The following is a 13,302-nucleotide window of genomic DNA, read 5'->3' on the forward strand; positions in this document are numbered from 1 at the left end:
AAGATTTATTCCGGCTTGCTCTTCTCGGCAAACACCTCACGCAGCTTGGCCACCTTGGGCGCCACCACGAAGGCGCAGTAGCCCTGGAAAGGATGCTGCACGAAGTAGTTCTGGTGGTAATCCTCAGCGCGATAGTAAGTCTGGGGCGGCGACAGTTCAGTCACGATGGGGGCATCCCACACCAGCGCCATCTCGGCGATGATGTGCTTGGCCGTATCGTGCTGGGTGGCATCCTGGTAGTAGATGACTGAACGATATTGCGTACCGACGTCATTGCCCTGGCGGTTCAGGGTAGTCGGGTCATGGATGGTGAAGAAAATTTCCAGGATCTCGCGGTAGCTTATCTGCTGCGGGTCGAAAGCCAGCTTGACCACCTCCGCGTGCCCGGTCTGGCCGCCGCACACCTGCTCATAGCTGGGATTGACCACACTGCCGCCGGTATAGCCGGACTCCACCGACTGCACGCCCTTGACCTGCTGGTACACCGCTTCCAGGCACCAGAAGCAGCCGCCGCCGAGTACTGCAATTTCCGTGGCCATGATGTTCTCCCGTTAAGTTGCTTGTTGTAAAACTTTACTCCAATTCAGCATTTCAAGTGAGGCCGATGTGAAGCATTCTCAAGTCGGCAACACCCGGCCCGTACGGCAAGACTGCGCGCGATCCGTTATCATGTGCATCTCCGCGCAATGACCGGCTGGCCGCAAGGCGCCCGCCGGAGCGCTTCGACCTCCAAGCAGACTCCCGATGCACACACGCTTTCCCCGCGCCGAAGCGCGTCAGTTCGACGCGGCGCATTTCCGCCAGGCCCTGTCGCAGTTCGCCACAGGCGTCACCGTCATCACCACCCGCCTGGCCGATGGCACCCTCCTGGGCCTGACCGCCAGCTCCTTCAATTCGGTGTCGCTGGATCCGCCGCTGGTGCTGTGGAGCCTGGGCACGCGGGCCAACAGCCTGCAGGCGTTCTCGGGCAACTCGCATTACGTCATCAACATCCTCAGTGCCGAACAAGCTCATCTGGCGCAGCAATTCGCCAGCAAGATGGAGAACCGCTTCGAGGGTGTGGCCTACACCCTCTCGCGCACCGGACAGCCGGTGCTGGAAGGCGCCTCGGCCTGGTTCGAATGCCACAACCGCAGCCAGTATCCGGAGGGAGACCACGTCATCTTCGTGGGCGAAGTGGAACACTGCGAAGTCGACCCGCAGGCTGCGCTGGTCTTCCACAATGGCCGGTTCACGAAGACTGAGGCTTTCTGAACTTGGCGTCTGCTGTGCCTTGAGGCAGATCGCAAAATGAAAATGGCGCCCGGAGCAAATCCGGGCGCCATTTTTTTGCAGCAGAGTTCCGGTCTTAGAAGCGATAGCCCACCGACAGGAAGGTCACGATCGGGTTGATCGTCAGGCTGGTGCTCGAGTGGGTGGTACCGCCTGCCACTGCCGGCAGCTCGGTGGTGATGGTGGCATCGGTCTTCAACGGAATGTAGGACACCGACAGGCCCACCGACCAGTTCTTGTCGAAGTTGTAGTTGGCACCCACGGTCAGCACCGGTGCCCACGAGGAGCTCAGGCTGGCGCTGGACTTGGCGCTGCTGATGGCGCCATTGGTGTACTTGCTGGAAATGGTGCGCTGGAAGTTGCTGGTCAGCTCGACGTTGTCGTACCAGACGTAGGTCACGCCGGCACCGACGAAGGGACGGAAGGCGCTGTTGCCGTCACCGAAGTGGTACTTCGCCACGATGGCCGGGCTCCACTGCTTGGCCTTGCCGATCTCGCCCACGCCAGCCAGGGTGCCGGTGCCATCGAGCTTGAAGGTCGGCGGAATACCCAGGTCAGCGGTCAGCGAGAAGTTGTCGGTCAGGTAGCGGGTGAAGGCCAGGCCCAGGGTATCGGCGCTCTTCACGGTGGAACCGGAGCCGGGGATGGGGCCCGCGCCGGGACCATCATTCTTGCGCAGGATTTCGCTGGAATCCTGCGGTGCCAGGTGGAACCAGCCCACGCTGACGACATTGCTGCCCGCAGTCTGGGCCATGGCCGGTGCAGCGCAAGCTGCCATCACGGACAGGGCGGCGATCTTCGGCAGAAGGGAAAATTGTTTTTGCATTGCTGTCTCCAAGAGTTGCGGGCAGTGCCCGGATTTTTTATTCCCGGCCTCAGGCATCGGACGGGATGGATCTCACGGCTGGTTACCGTTTTTCATTATTCAACGTAATCCTGCGTAACTGGAAAGTACGTGGTTTTTACGCTGACGAAACAAAAAGAACGCGCGTGCTATTCCTTGGAGATACTATGCCAGCTTTGTCACAATTTGTATAGAACATGTGAAGAGCACGAACGTGCTTGTCGGCTTTTGACAACCGCGTACTGACCCAAAGGTCAGTACCGGCGCGGCAGAGCGGCGGAGCAGGGAAATCGGCAGCGAGCCGCAGCGTTCCGGTTCACCGCCGCAGAACGACTGCTCAGCTTGGGAGCAGTCGCGCCAGCAAACCCTGCGAATCGAAGGCAGCACGGCGCAGGCGGTCGTTGACGCCCTGCCATTCTGCGCCGAGGGGCAGCGATTCCACCACGATGAGGTCCGCGCCCGCATGGTCCATATCGCGCAGGGCGGCATAGAGATCATGGGCATAGGCATCGGCAGCGGGCGGCATCGGCCGGATCACGTGCACGCCGGGCATACCCTCGCCCCGGAATCCGCGCTGGATCAGCGCGACCTTCTGGCCGATGCCGGCCAGCTTGCCCAGCAGTGCCGGCAGCTCGGCAGGCGCAACCTGCACCACCGGCGTATGCGGTGCGTAATGCGCATCGAGCGTACCCGATGCGCGCGGTGCAGTGGCGTCGGGCGTGGCCAGCGGTACCCCCAGCACGGCCGCAATACGATCCGCACTGATCTGGCCGGGACGCAGCAACACCGGGCCATGCGTCTCGATGCGGGACAGGTCGACGATGGTGGATTCGATGCCCACTTCGCTCTGTCCACCGTCAAGCACGTAATCCACGGGGCTGTCGGCATCGCTGCCGAATTCCTCGCGCACGTGCTCGGCGGTGGTCGGGCTGACGTGCCCGAACTTGTTGGCCGAGGGACCGGCGATACCGCCCTTGCCGCCCCGGAATTCGCGCAGCAGCGCTTGCGCCACCGGATGCGAAGGACAGCGCACGCCCACCGAATCCTGGCCACCGGCCACGGCATCGGGAATGTGCGCGGCGCGCTTCAAGATCAGCGTGAGCGGACCAGGCCAGAACGAGGCAATCAGGCGCCGCGCTTCCACCGGCACCGACGCCGCCCAGTAGCCGATATCGGCTTCCGGCGAAACGTGCACGATCACCGGATGATTGGCCGGCCGGCCCTTGGCCGCATAGATGGCAGCAATGGCCGCCGGATTCTCGGCGTCGCCGCCGAGGCCGTAGACGGTCTCGGTCGGGAAGGCCACCAGGCCGCCCTGCTCCAGCCTGCGCGCGGCATGCATGATGGCGGCCGCATCGATGGCTACGGTGGAAGAAGCGTGCTTGTCGTTCATTGCCCGCCTCGCTTACAGCGTGATGCCGAGGATGGCGCAGGCTGCTGCCAGCTGGCGCTGTGCATCGGCCAGCGTGGCAGCGGTGAAGGTGACATGGCCCATCTTGCGGCCACGGCGTGCTTCAGCCTTGCCATACAGGTGCAGGTGCGCACCGGGCAGCGCCAGCACCTGATCCCAGGCCGGTTCGCGCTGGGTGTCGGTATCACCCTCGTACCAGACATCGCCGAGGATATTCAACATCACCGAGGGCGAATGCTGGCGCGTATCGCCCAGCGGCAGGCGCGCCATGGCGCGGGCCTGTTGTTCGAACTGGCTGGTGACGCAGGCATCGATGGTGTAGTGGCCGCTGTTGTGCGGACGCGGGGCCATCTCGTTGACCACCAGCGCGCCATCGTCCAGCACGAAGAATTCGATGCACAGCACACCGACGTACTGCATCGCGCCGATGATCTGCAAGGCCGCCTGCTGCGCACGTGCAGCGGCATCGGCCTTGATGTTGGGACCGGGCACGGTGGTGGTGAAGAGGATGCCGTCACGATGCACGTTCTCGGCAATCGGATAGACCACGGCCTGGCCATCATGGCCGCGCGCCACCAGTACCGAGACTTCGTAAGCCAGCGGCAGCATCTTTTCCAGCACGCAGGTCACGCCCTTCATGGCGGCGAACGCGGCGCGCACTTCGTCGATGCTGCGCACGCGCACCTGGCCCTTGCCGTCATAACCCATGCGCGCCGTCTTGAGGATGCCTGGCAGCAGGTTGGCATCGAGGCCATCGATATCCGCCTCGCTGTTGATCACCAGGTGCGGTGCCGGCAGCACGCCGGACTGCGATCCGCATTCGGTGAAGAAGGCCTTCTCTGCAGTACGATCCTGCGCAATCGAGACCCCGGAAGCTGCCGGTGCCACGAAGGTCTGCGCTGCCAGCGTCGCCAGGCTCTTGGCCGAGACGTTCTCGAACTCGGTCGTGATGGCCGCACACAGCGTACCCAGTTCAGCCAGCGCCGCACCATCGTCGTAGGCGGCATTGATGAGGCGGTCCGCCACCTGCCCGGCCGGGCAGTCGGCATCGGCTTCCAGCACGGCGACCTTGAAGCCCATGCTCTGCGCCGCGTGGGCGAACATGCGGCCGAGCTGGCCACCGCCCATCACGCCCAGCCAGGTGGCCGGGGTGGTCGAGGGAACGGCGGGACGGAGGGTGGAGGCGGACTGCTGGGTCATACAGGCAACTTCATGTCGAGGGCGACTTGCGTCTGGGTCTTGCGGAAGGCTTCCAGCTTTTCAGCCAGGGCCGCGTCGGTGGTAGCCAGCATGGCGATGGCGGAGAGCGCCGCATTGGCGGCACCGGCTTCACCGATGGCATAGGTGGCCACCGGAATGCCCTTGGGCATCTGCACGATGGACAGCAGCGAATCCTCGCCACGCAGGTACTTGGAAGGCACCGGCACACCCAGCACCGGCACGATGGTCTTGGCGGCGATCATGCCCGGCAGGTGCGCAGCGCCGCCGGCACCGGCGATGATGGCGCGCAGGCCGCGCGTACGGGCGCTCTCGGCGTAGGCGAACATCTGGTCCGGCATGCGGTGGGCAGAGATCACCTGGGCTTCGAAGGGCACGCCGAAGTCCTTCAGGATGGTGACCGCATTCTGCATCACCTCCCAGTCGGAGGACGACCCCATGACCACGCCGATCAGCGGTTTGACAGTATCGTTCATGTCCGGTCCTCGTCAGTCCTTGAGCTTCTCGCCGGTCAGGCGTTCCAGCGCCTCGCGGTACTTGGCGCCGGTCTTTTCGATCACATCGGCCGGAAGCGCCGGTGCAGGCGGGGTCTTCTGCCAGCCGTCGACGGTTTCCAGGTAGTCGCGCACGAATTGCTTGTCGAAGGACGGCGGCGAGATGCCGACCTGGTAACTGTCGGCCGGCCAGAAACGCGAAGAGTCCGCAGTCAGCACTTCATCCATCAGGTGCAGCACGCCGTTGTCGTCCAGGCCGAATTCGAACTTGGTGTCGGCGATGATGATGCCACGCGTGGCCGCGTAGTCGGCGGCTTCCTTGTAGAGCTGGATGGCCACATCACGGATCTTGTGGGCCAGTTCGGTGCCGATGCGCTTTTCGGTTTCTTCGAAGCTGATGTTTTCGTCGTGTTCGCCCAGGTCGGCCTTGGCGGCCGGGGTGAAGATCGGCTGTTCCAGCTTGGAGGCCTGCTGCAGGCCCGCCGGCAGCTTGATGCCGCAGATCGCACCGGTGGCCTGGTAATCCTTCCAGCCGGAACCGATGATGTAGCCGCGCACCACGGCTTCCACCAGGATCGGCTTCAAGCGCTTGGCCACCACGGCGCGTCCGCGCACCTGCTCCACTTCGGCCGGGCTCACCACGGACTCGGGATCGACGCCGGTCAAGTGATTGGGCACGATATGGCCCAGCTTCTCGAACCAGAAATCGCTCATCTGGTTCAGGACCTTGCCCTTGCCGGGGATCGGTTCGTTCATGATGACGTCGAAGGCCGAGAGGCGATCGGTGGTCACGATCAACAGCTTGTCGTCGCCGACGGCATAGTTTTCACGGACCTTGCCTGTGCCCAGCAGCGGCAGGGAAGTGATCGAGGATTTGTAGAGACTGCTCATGGTGGTCTTCTCGTAAAGTCAAAAACCGGAACCGCCATTTTCAGGGCGATTCCGGTCGGTGGGGCCTTGCGTGCGGCGTAGGCCGTATCAGGCTTGAGCGCTTACTGGACGATCTGTGCCAGTTCGCCGCTCTTGTACTTCTCGGCGATCTTTTCCAGCGAGACCGGCTTGATCTTGCCAGCCTGGCCTTCGCAGCCGAAGGACAGGAAACGTGCCTTGCAGACCAGCTTGGCCGCTTCGCGGGCGGGCTTGAGGTAGTCGCGCGGGTCGAACTTGGACGGGTTCTCGAACAGGTAGCGGCGGATCGCACCGGTCATGGCCAGGCGGATGTCGGTGTCGATGTTGATCTTGCGCACGCCGTGCTTGATGCCTTCCTGGATCTCTTCGACCGGCACGCCGTAAGTTTCCTTCATGTCACCGCCGAATTCGCGGATCTCGGCCAGCAGTTCCTGCGGCACCGACGAAGAACCGTGCATCACCAGGTGGGTGTTGGGGATGCGGGCGTGGATTTCCTTGATGCGATCGATCGCCAGGATGTCGCCGGTGGGCTTGCGCGAGAACTTGTAGGCGCCGTGCGAAGTACCGATGGCAATGGCCAGCGCGTCGCACTGGGTGGCCTTGACGAAGTCGGCCGCCTGGTTCACGTCGGTGAGCAGCTGTTCGCGGGTCATGGTGCCGTCGGCGCCGTGGCCGTCTTCCTTGTCGCCCTTCATGGTTTCCAGCGAACCCAGCACGCCCAGTTCGGCTTCCACGGTCACGCCGATGGCGTGCGAGAACTCGACCACCTTGCGCGAGACTTCGACGTTGTACTCGTAGCTGGCCACGGTCTTGCCGTCGGCTTCCAGCGAGCCATCCATCATGACGGAGGAGAAACCGGACTTGATCGCCGCCATGCAGACCGCCGGCGACTGGCCGTGATCCTGGTGCATCACCACGGGGATGTGCGGATAGGCTTCCACGGCCGCCGAAATCAGGTGGCGCAGGAAGGCTTCGCCCGCGTACTTGCGGGCACCGGCGGAGGCTTGCATGATCACGGGCGCGCCGACTTCATTGGCGGCTTCCATGATGGCAGTGACCTGCTCCAGGTTGTTGACGTTGAATGCCGGCAGGCCGTAGCCGTTTTCGGCGGCATGGTCCAGCAGTTGACGCATGGATACGAGAGGCATGATGAAAACTCCAGAACGATGAAAAATCAGTACTCGCCAACGCGCAGGATCTTCAGCGCATTGGTGCCGCCGACCTGGCCGATGGGCTCGCCCCAGGTCACGACGATCAGGTCACCCTTCTGCACCACGCCTTGCGCCAGCAGGAGGTCCTGGGCGCCCTTCAACATGGCTTCGGTGTCGGGCGCCTGGGCCAGTTCCAGCGTATGCACGTTGCGGAACAGCGAAGCCTTGCGGCGCGTGGCGACATTGGGGGTGATCGCAAAGATCGGGATATCGATGTTGTGACGGCTCATCCACAGCGCCGTCGAACCGGATTCGGTGAGCGCGGCGATGGCCTTCACGCGCAGGTGGTGCGCGGTAAACAGGGCGCCATAGGCGATGGACTGGTCCACGCGGGTAAAGCGCAGGTTCAGGAAATCGGCATCCAGCTGCACGCTCTCGGAACGCTCGGCTTCCAGGCAGATGGCCGACATGGCTTCCACGGTTTCCACCGGATACTTGCCGGAGGCAGTCTCGGCCGAAGTCATGACGGCATCGGTACCATCCAGCACGGCGTTGGCCACGTCGGAGACTTCGGCGCGGGTCGGCACGGCATTGACGATCATGGACTCCATCATCTGGGTCGCAGTGATGGTCAGCTTGTTGGAGGCGCGGGCCATCTTGATCATGCGCTTCTGCAAGCCCGGCACGGCGGCGTTGCCCACTTCCACGGCCAGGTCGCCACGGGCCACCATGATGCCGTCGGAGGCATCCAGGATTTCCTGCAGCAGGGGGATGGCTTCTGCGCGCTCGATCTTGGCGATCATCATCGGCTTGTGGCCGAAGGGCTCACCGGCCACGTTGGAGAGCTGGCGCGCCATTTCCATGTCGGTGGCATTCTTGGGGAAGGACACGGCCACGTAATCGGCCTGGAAGCTCATGGCGGTCTTGATGTCGTCCATGTCCTTGGCCGTCAGCGCCGGTGCGGACAGGCCGCCCCCCTGGCGGTTGATGCCCTTGTTGTTGGACAGTTCGCCGCCGATCTTGACGACCGTATGGATCTCGTTGCCGATCACGCGCTCGACCTTGAGCACGATCAGGCCATCGTTCAACAGCAGGATGTCGTTGCCCTTCAGGTCACGCGGCAGTGCCTTGTAGTCCAGGCCCACGCGTTCCTGGTTGCCCATCTGGCAATCGGAATCGAGGATGAACTTGTCGCCGTTGGCCAGCATGATCTTGCCATTCTCGAACTTGCCCACGCGGATCTTGGGACCTTGCAGGTCGGCCATGATGGCGACCTTCTTGCCGCATTCGTCGGCCACTTCACGCACCAGGGTAGCGCGGTCGATGTGGTCCTGCGGCTTGCCGTGCGAGAAATTGAGGCGCACGACGTCAACGCCGGCGCGGATCATGCGGGTCAGGGTTTCACGGTCGCTGGATGCGGGACCGATGGTGGCGACGATTTTTGTTGCTCTGGACATGAATACCTTCTGGTTGCGACTTGGTGATAGAAGCCCGCTGCCCGGCCCGATGCAGGGCCGATCAGGCGGAGAGCTTCCGCCCCGAACGCGCGTCTCGGACGCGTTCATCATTGGTGGTGCTACAGACTCAGAATCCGGATGGAACAGCCGGGCGCCGCGCCCGGCAACAGGGCGCAGCGCCGGTCATGCTTACTGCGCGCGTTGCAGCAGGATCTCGACAGCCGGCAGGGTCTTGCCTTCCAGGAATTCCAGGAAAGCGCCACCACCGGTGGAGATGTAGCCGACCTTGTCGGCAATGTTGTACTTGGCAATGGCGGCCAGGGTGTCGCCGCCACCGGCGATCGAGAAGCCGGACGATGCCGCGATGGCGCGGGCCAGGGTCTCGGTGCCACGGCCGAACTGGTCGAACTCGAACACGCCCACCGGACCGTTCCAGACGATGGTACCGGCACGGCCCAGCTGTTCAGCCAAGGTAGCAGCGGTCTCGGGACCGATGTCGAAGATCATGTCGTCGTCGGCCACATCAGCAGCCGCCTTCACGGTGGCTGCAGCGGTCGGCGAGAATTCCTTGCCCACCACGACGTCCGTGGGGATGGGCACCGAAGCGCCGCGCTTGGCCATCAGTTCGATGATGGCCTTGGCGTCGTCCACCAGGTCCGGCTCGGCCAGCGACTTGCCGATCTTCAGGCCGGCCGCCAGCATGAAGGTGTTGGCGATGCCGCCACCGACGATGAGGTTGTCGACCTTCTCGGCCAGCGTCTTCAGGATGGTCAGCTTGGTGGACACCTTGGAACCGGCCACGATGGCCACCAGCGGGCGGGCCGGCTGGTTCAGGGCCTTGCCCAATGCATCCAGCTCGGCGGCCAGCAGCGGGCCGGCACAGGCGACGGGAGCAAACTTGGCCACGCCATAGGTGGTGGCTTCGGCGCGGTGCGCGGTACCGAAGGCGTCGTTGACGTAGATGTCGCAGAGCTTGGCGATCTTTTGCGCCAGCTCGTCGCTGTTCTTCTTTTCGCCCTTGTTCAGACGGCAATTTTCCAGCAGCACGACCTGGCCGGGCTGCACGTCCACACCATCGACCCAGTCGGCGACCAGCTTGACTTCGCTTCCCAGCAGTTCCGAGAGGCGCTTGGCCACCGGGGCCAGCGAATCTTCGGGCTTGAACTCGCCTTCGGTCGGACGGCCCAGGTGGGAGGTCACCATCACTGCAGCGCCTGCCTGCTGGGCATCGCGAATGGCCGGGACCGAAGCGCGGATGCGGGTATCTTCGGTGATGTTGCCGGCATCATCCTGCGGGACGTTGAGATCGGCACGGATGAAGACGCGTTTGCCTTGCAATTGCTTGGCAGAAATCAAATCGCTCAGTCGGTTGAATTTCATAGGTAGGAATTCGAAGAAGGGGGCGAAAAACGCCGTATTTTACTCCAGCCTGACCCGCTCCTGACGGCTTTTTGGCAGCCTGTACAACATCCGGAGCGCATCCTGGCGCTCTGCGCGAAACTTCACAGCAACCAGCGCAGCAGTGTAAAGAGTGACATTCCTGCCACAATAGTTCCCAGAAGATGACGCGTTGCCGCAAAGAAAACGCCGGCACCGATGCCGGCCAGCAACTTCGGATTGGCCAGGCTCATCTCGATGGCCCCGCCTGAGGTCACCAGATCGGGGAAGATGATGGCCGCCATGGCCGCTGCCGGCGCATAGCTCAAGGCATGCTTCACGCGCGGCGGCAGCTTGACGGCATGGCCGAACAGGAAGAAGCCGCTTCGGGTCACCACTGTGGAGATGGTCAGCAGCACGATGGCGCCCCAGACATACCAGTCACTCATGCCGCCGCCCCTGCATCGTCCTCATTGCCGCTGCCCGGCAGCAGCTTGTCGGCCAGCATGGCCGCCGCCATGCCCAGCACCATGGCCAGCAGCAAGCCCAGCCGGTACGGCAGCTCCAGTGCCAGCACCGCCACCGTACCCGAGACGACCACCCCGGCCAGTGCCGGCAGGCTGCTGGTCATGGGGATCATCACGGCAATCAGGGCCAGGGTCCCGGCAAAGCCGATATTCCAGCTTTCCGGGATCTGGCTGCCGAGCAGGATACCGATGGCCGCACCGAGCTGCCATGCGACCCAACCCGGATAGCAGATGGCCGCAAAATAGCCGATCTTGCCGGCAGGTTGATTGAAAGTAGAGGGAGGATAGCGCTGCGGGAAGAAGGCCATCGAGATATCGCCATTGAAAAAACCGTACCAGACCCGGCGATACCAGGGCAGGTGTTCGAAGTGCGGTGCCACCGCCGCCGAGAAAATCACGAAGCGCAGGTTGACGATCATGGCGGTGAAGAACACCACCAGCAGCGGCACCCCGGCCGCCAGCAAGGGCAGCGCCGCGAATTGGGCCGACCCGGCATAGACCAGGAGGCTCATGCCCAGCGACTGGTAGATCGTCAGCCCCGACTTGACCATGGCCATGCCCGAGACCATGCCCCAGGCCAGCACGGCGGGAATGGTCGAGGCACTGGCACGCCAGCCTTCCTGGAAGGCTTCCTTCTCGATGCGGCGGGCGGCGCCAGGGTCCTGCACGAGGGTGTTGCCCCCCTCCCCTGATCGGTCCTCGCCTGTCTCCTTCTGCATTGTTCTTCCGTCGGCGATTGAAGAAGCGGCCGGCCGCAGAGGGCCGGCGCGCGTGATGATGGGTGCATTTTCACTCAGGCCTTTCATTCTACAGATGAAAGTTTTTACTCGCGTGAATCCGCTAAAATGGTGTTCTTTGTTCAGTTCGATTTGTCAGGACGGAACAATCCATTTCGGGAAGTTTGCAATCACCGCACACAGGGAGACCACCATGTCCATGGCTGACCGCGACGGCAAGATCTGGAAGGACGGCGCGCTGATCGATTGGCGAGACGCCACCATTCACGTACTGACCCACACCCTGCACTACGGCATGGGTGTCTTTGAAGGCGTGCGCGCCTACAAGACCCCGGAAGGCACGGCCATCTTCCGCCTGAAGGAACATACCCAGCGCCTGTTCAACTCGGCCAAGATCTTCCAGATGGAAGTGCCGTTCGACCAGGCCACCCTGGCCGAGGCGCAGTGCCAGGTGGTGCGCGAGAACAAGCTGGAATCCTGCTACATCCGCCCGCTGATCTGGATCGGCTCGGAAAAGCTGGGCGTGTCCGCCAAGGGCAACCAGATCCATGTGGCCATCGCGGCCTGGCCGTGGGGCGCCTACCTGGGCGAAGACGGCATCAACAAGGGCATCCGTGTGAAGACTTCTTCCTTCACCCGTCATCACGTCAACGTTTCGCTGGTGCGCGCCAAGGCCAGCGGCTACTACATCAATTCCATCCTGGCCAACCAGGAAGCGCTGGCCGATGGCTACGATGAGGCCCTGCTGCTGGACACCGAGGGTTATGTCTCGGAAGGTTCCGGTGAAAATGTCTTCATCGTCAAGAACGGCAAGATCTATACTCCCGACCTGGCCTCCTGCCTGGACGGCATTACCCGCGACGCCGTGCTGACCATGGCGCGCGACCTGGGCATCGAGGTCATCGAAAAACGTATCACCCGCGACGAGATGTATTGCGCCGATGAAGCTTTCTTCACCGGCACCGCCGCCGAGGTCACGCCGATCCGCGAACTGGATCGCCGCGTCATCGGCAACGGCGGCCGTGGCCCCATCACCGAGAAGCTGCAGACCCTGTTCTTCGACGTGGTCTCGGGCCGGGCACCGCAGTACAAGCACTGGCTCACGCTGGTGTGAGGCGCGGCCGGATCAGCACAGATTTTTACGTATCAACTTCAGTCAATTGCAAGCAACGGAGAACAAGATGAGCCAAGCTCAAGCATCGCAGGGCGTGATCCTGCTCGAAGGCAAGGACCTCCCGGCCCACTGCCCCAACCCCAGCATGTCGGCCTGGAACTCGCACCCGCGCGTGTTCCTGGAACTGGACGCGCACGGCGCGGCCAAATGTCCGTACTGTGGTACCCAGTACCAGCTCAAACCCGGTACCGTGGTCAAAGGCCACTAACCTCGAGCTTTCGCACCAGACACGAGAGGGCCCACAAGGCCCTCTTTTCATCTGATCCGGAGATTCTCATGCCCCGCAACAAACTGATCCATGGTTCGCCCGATGAAATCGAAGCAGCCTACTATGACGCCCTGGCCCGTGCCGACCTGGACGCGCTGATGGACCTGTGGGCCGATGACGAGGAAATCGTCTGCATCCACCCCGGCGCACAACGCCTGGTCGGCCATGCTGACATCCGCGCCGTGTGGGAAGACATCCTCTCCAACGGCGGCCTGCATATCCGCCCGCGCCAGTTGCATGCCACCCAGAACATGATGACCGCCGTGCACAGCGTGGTGGAAGATATCGACCACGGCGGCGAACCGCAGCCGGATGTCCATGTCATCGCCACCAACGTCTACCTCAAGACCGCCCTGGGCTGGCGCATGGTGATGCACCACGCCTCGGTCGCACCCGGTGCGGCACCGGTGGAACCGGTGATCAGCGGGGCCATGCTGCATTGAGGGCGGCCTGATTTATCCAC

15 protein-coding genes are annotated in these 13,302 nt (G+C 63.0%); 4 read left to right on the forward strand and 11 right to left on the reverse strand.

Going from position 1 to position 13,302, the window contains the following annotated elements:
- Positions 1 to 5: 5 nt before the first annotated feature.
- Entirely contained in the window at positions 6 to 539 is a 534-nt protein-coding gene (gene msrA, locus FYB76_RS15895; protein WP_088754604.1) for a peptide-methionine (S)-S-oxide reductase MsrA, read from the reverse strand.
- Positions 540 to 744: 205 nt separating this feature from the next.
- Between msrA and FYB76_RS15900 the strand changes: the two genes are divergently transcribed.
- Positions 745 to 1,254: a flavin reductase family protein gene (locus FYB76_RS15900; protein WP_088754603.1), complete on the forward strand. Its 510-nt coding sequence runs from the start codon at positions 745 to 747 to the stop codon at positions 1,252 to 1,254.
- A 94-nt stretch (positions 1,255 to 1,348) separates the two neighbouring features.
- Here FYB76_RS15900 and FYB76_RS15905 read toward each other — a convergent pair whose 3' ends face one another.
- The 10 genes from FYB76_RS15905 to FYB76_RS15950 form a co-directional block, all read right to left on the reverse strand.
- The gene (locus tag FYB76_RS15905) at positions 1,349 to 2,098 is read right to left on the reverse strand and encodes an OmpW family protein (protein WP_088754602.1); all 750 of its coding nucleotides are present in this window, start codon (positions 2,096 to 2,098) and stop codon (positions 1,349 to 1,351) included.
- 355 nt (positions 2,099 to 2,453) lie between these two features.
- A complete protein-coding gene (locus tag FYB76_RS15910; protein WP_154134252.1) occupies positions 2,454 to 3,509 on the reverse strand; it encodes an L-threonylcarbamoyladenylate synthase in 1,056 nt (351 codons plus the stop codon).
- A 12-nt stretch (positions 3,510 to 3,521) separates the two neighbouring features.
- Entirely contained in the window at positions 3,522 to 4,727 is a 1,206-nt protein-coding gene (locus tag FYB76_RS15915; RefSeq protein ID WP_154134253.1) for a 5-(carboxyamino)imidazole ribonucleotide synthase, read from the reverse strand.
- Positions 4,724 to 5,221 carry a 5-(carboxyamino)imidazole ribonucleotide mutase gene (gene purE / locus FYB76_RS15920; protein ID WP_088754599.1) on the reverse strand — a complete coding sequence of 166 codons (498 nt, stop codon included), beginning with the start codon at positions 5,219 to 5,221 and terminating at the stop codon, positions 4,724 to 4,726. The genes FYB76_RS15915 and purE overlap by 4 nt, the downstream gene beginning before the upstream one ends.
- 12 nt (positions 5,222 to 5,233) lie before the next feature.
- Positions 5,234 to 6,130 carry a phosphoribosylaminoimidazolesuccinocarboxamide synthase gene (locus FYB76_RS15925; protein WP_034331811.1) on the reverse strand — a complete coding sequence of 299 codons (897 nt, stop codon included), beginning with the start codon at positions 6,128 to 6,130 and terminating at the stop codon, positions 5,234 to 5,236.
- Positions 6,131 to 6,231: 101 nt separating this feature from the next.
- A complete protein-coding gene (gene fba / locus FYB76_RS15930) occupies positions 6,232 to 7,296 on the reverse strand; it encodes a class II fructose-bisphosphate aldolase (RefSeq protein ID WP_006461735.1) in 1,065 nt (354 codons plus the stop codon).
- Between the two features lie 26 nt (positions 7,297 to 7,322).
- Positions 7,323 to 8,756: a pyruvate kinase gene (gene pyk, locus FYB76_RS15935; RefSeq protein ID WP_088754598.1), complete on the reverse strand. Its 1,434-nt coding sequence runs from the start codon at positions 8,754 to 8,756 to the stop codon at positions 7,323 to 7,325.
- 189 nt (positions 8,757 to 8,945) lie between these two features.
- The gene (locus FYB76_RS15940; RefSeq protein WP_154134254.1) at positions 8,946 to 10,136 is read right to left on the reverse strand and encodes a phosphoglycerate kinase; all 1,191 of its coding nucleotides are present in this window, start codon (positions 10,134 to 10,136) and stop codon (positions 8,946 to 8,948) included.
- A gap of 122 nt (positions 10,137 to 10,258) precedes the next feature.
- Entirely contained in the window at positions 10,259 to 10,582 is a 324-nt protein-coding gene (locus FYB76_RS15945; protein WP_039789151.1) for an AzlD domain-containing protein, read from the reverse strand.
- Positions 10,579 to 11,379 (reverse strand): AzlC family ABC transporter permease, encoded by an 801-nt coding sequence (locus tag FYB76_RS15950; protein WP_154134255.1) that lies wholly within the window; start codon positions 11,377 to 11,379, stop codon positions 10,579 to 10,581. Before FYB76_RS15950 ends, FYB76_RS15945 begins: the two co-directional genes overlap by 4 nt.
- Positions 11,380 to 11,590: 211 nt before the next feature.
- On the opposite strand from FYB76_RS15950, the gene FYB76_RS15955 reads away from it, so the two are divergent.
- From FYB76_RS15955 to FYB76_RS15965, 3 genes are all read left to right on the forward strand, one after another.
- Positions 11,591 to 12,511 carry a branched-chain amino acid transaminase gene (locus tag FYB76_RS15955; RefSeq protein WP_088754595.1) on the forward strand — a complete coding sequence of 307 codons (921 nt, stop codon included), beginning with the start codon at positions 11,591 to 11,593 and terminating at the stop codon, positions 12,509 to 12,511.
- Between the two features lie 67 nt (positions 12,512 to 12,578).
- Positions 12,579 to 12,779, forward strand: a complete 201-nt coding sequence (locus FYB76_RS15960) for a zinc-finger domain-containing protein (RefSeq protein ID WP_008325571.1) — start codon at positions 12,579 to 12,581, stop codon at positions 12,777 to 12,779.
- Between the two features lie 68 nt (positions 12,780 to 12,847).
- Positions 12,848 to 13,282, forward strand: a complete 435-nt coding sequence (locus FYB76_RS15965; RefSeq protein ID WP_088754594.1) for a nuclear transport factor 2 family protein — start codon at positions 12,848 to 12,850, stop codon at positions 13,280 to 13,282.
- Positions 13,283 to 13,302: the final 20 nt, after the last annotated feature.

It is taken from the genome of Herbaspirillum sp. CAH-3 (genome assembly GCF_009668275.1).
Lineage (GTDB): Bacteria > Pseudomonadota > Gammaproteobacteria > Burkholderiales > Burkholderiaceae_D > Herbaspirillum > Herbaspirillum aquaticum.

Bases quoted from the DNA above. Each gene is read 5' to 3' on its own strand.
- FYB76_RS15960 (WP_008325571.1), top strand. From the start codon at position 12,579: ATGAGCCAAGCTCAAGCATCGCAGGGCGTGATCCTGCTCGAAGGCAAG.
- fba (WP_006461735.1), bottom strand. From the start codon at position 7,296: ATGCCTCTCGTATCCATGCGTCAACTGCTGGACCATGCCGCCGAAAAC.
- FYB76_RS15965 (WP_088754594.1), top strand. From the start codon at position 12,848: ATGCCCCGCAACAAACTGATCCATGGTTCGCCCGATGAAATCGAAGCA.
- pyk (WP_088754598.1), bottom strand. From the start codon at position 8,756: ATGTCCAGAGCAACAAAAATCGTCGCCACCATCGGTCCCGCATCCAGC.
- FYB76_RS15955 (WP_088754595.1), top strand. From the start codon at position 11,591: ATGTCCATGGCTGACCGCGACGGCAAGATCTGGAAGGACGGCGCGCTG.
- FYB76_RS15940 (WP_154134254.1), bottom strand. From the start codon at position 10,136: ATGAAATTCAACCGACTGAGCGATTTGATTTCTGCCAAGCAATTGCAA.
- FYB76_RS15910 (WP_154134252.1), bottom strand. From the start codon at position 3,509: ATGAACGACAAGCACGCTTCTTCCACCGTAGCCATCGATGCGGCCGCC.
- msrA (WP_088754604.1), bottom strand. From the start codon at position 539: ATGGCCACGGAAATTGCAGTACTCGGCGGCGGCTGCTTCTGGTGCCTG.
- FYB76_RS15905 (WP_088754602.1), bottom strand. From the start codon at position 2,098: ATGCAAAAACAATTTTCCCTTCTGCCGAAGATCGCCGCCCTGTCCGTG.
- FYB76_RS15925 (WP_034331811.1), bottom strand. From the start codon at position 6,130: ATGAGCAGTCTCTACAAATCCTCGATCACTTCCCTGCCGCTGCTGGGC.
- FYB76_RS15915 (WP_154134253.1), bottom strand. From the start codon at position 4,727: ATGACCCAGCAGTCCGCCTCCACCCTCCGTCCCGCCGTTCCCTCGACC.
- purE (WP_088754599.1), bottom strand. From the start codon at position 5,221: ATGAACGATACTGTCAAACCGCTGATCGGCGTGGTCATGGGGTCGTCC.
- FYB76_RS15945 (WP_039789151.1), bottom strand. From the start codon at position 10,582: ATGAGTGACTGGTATGTCTGGGGCGCCATCGTGCTGCTGACCATCTCC.
- FYB76_RS15900 (WP_088754603.1), top strand. From the start codon at position 745: ATGCACACACGCTTTCCCCGCGCCGAAGCGCGTCAGTTCGACGCGGCG.
- FYB76_RS15950 (WP_154134255.1), bottom strand. From the start codon at position 11,379: ATGCAGAAGGAGACAGGCGAGGACCGATCAGGGGAGGGGGGCAACACC.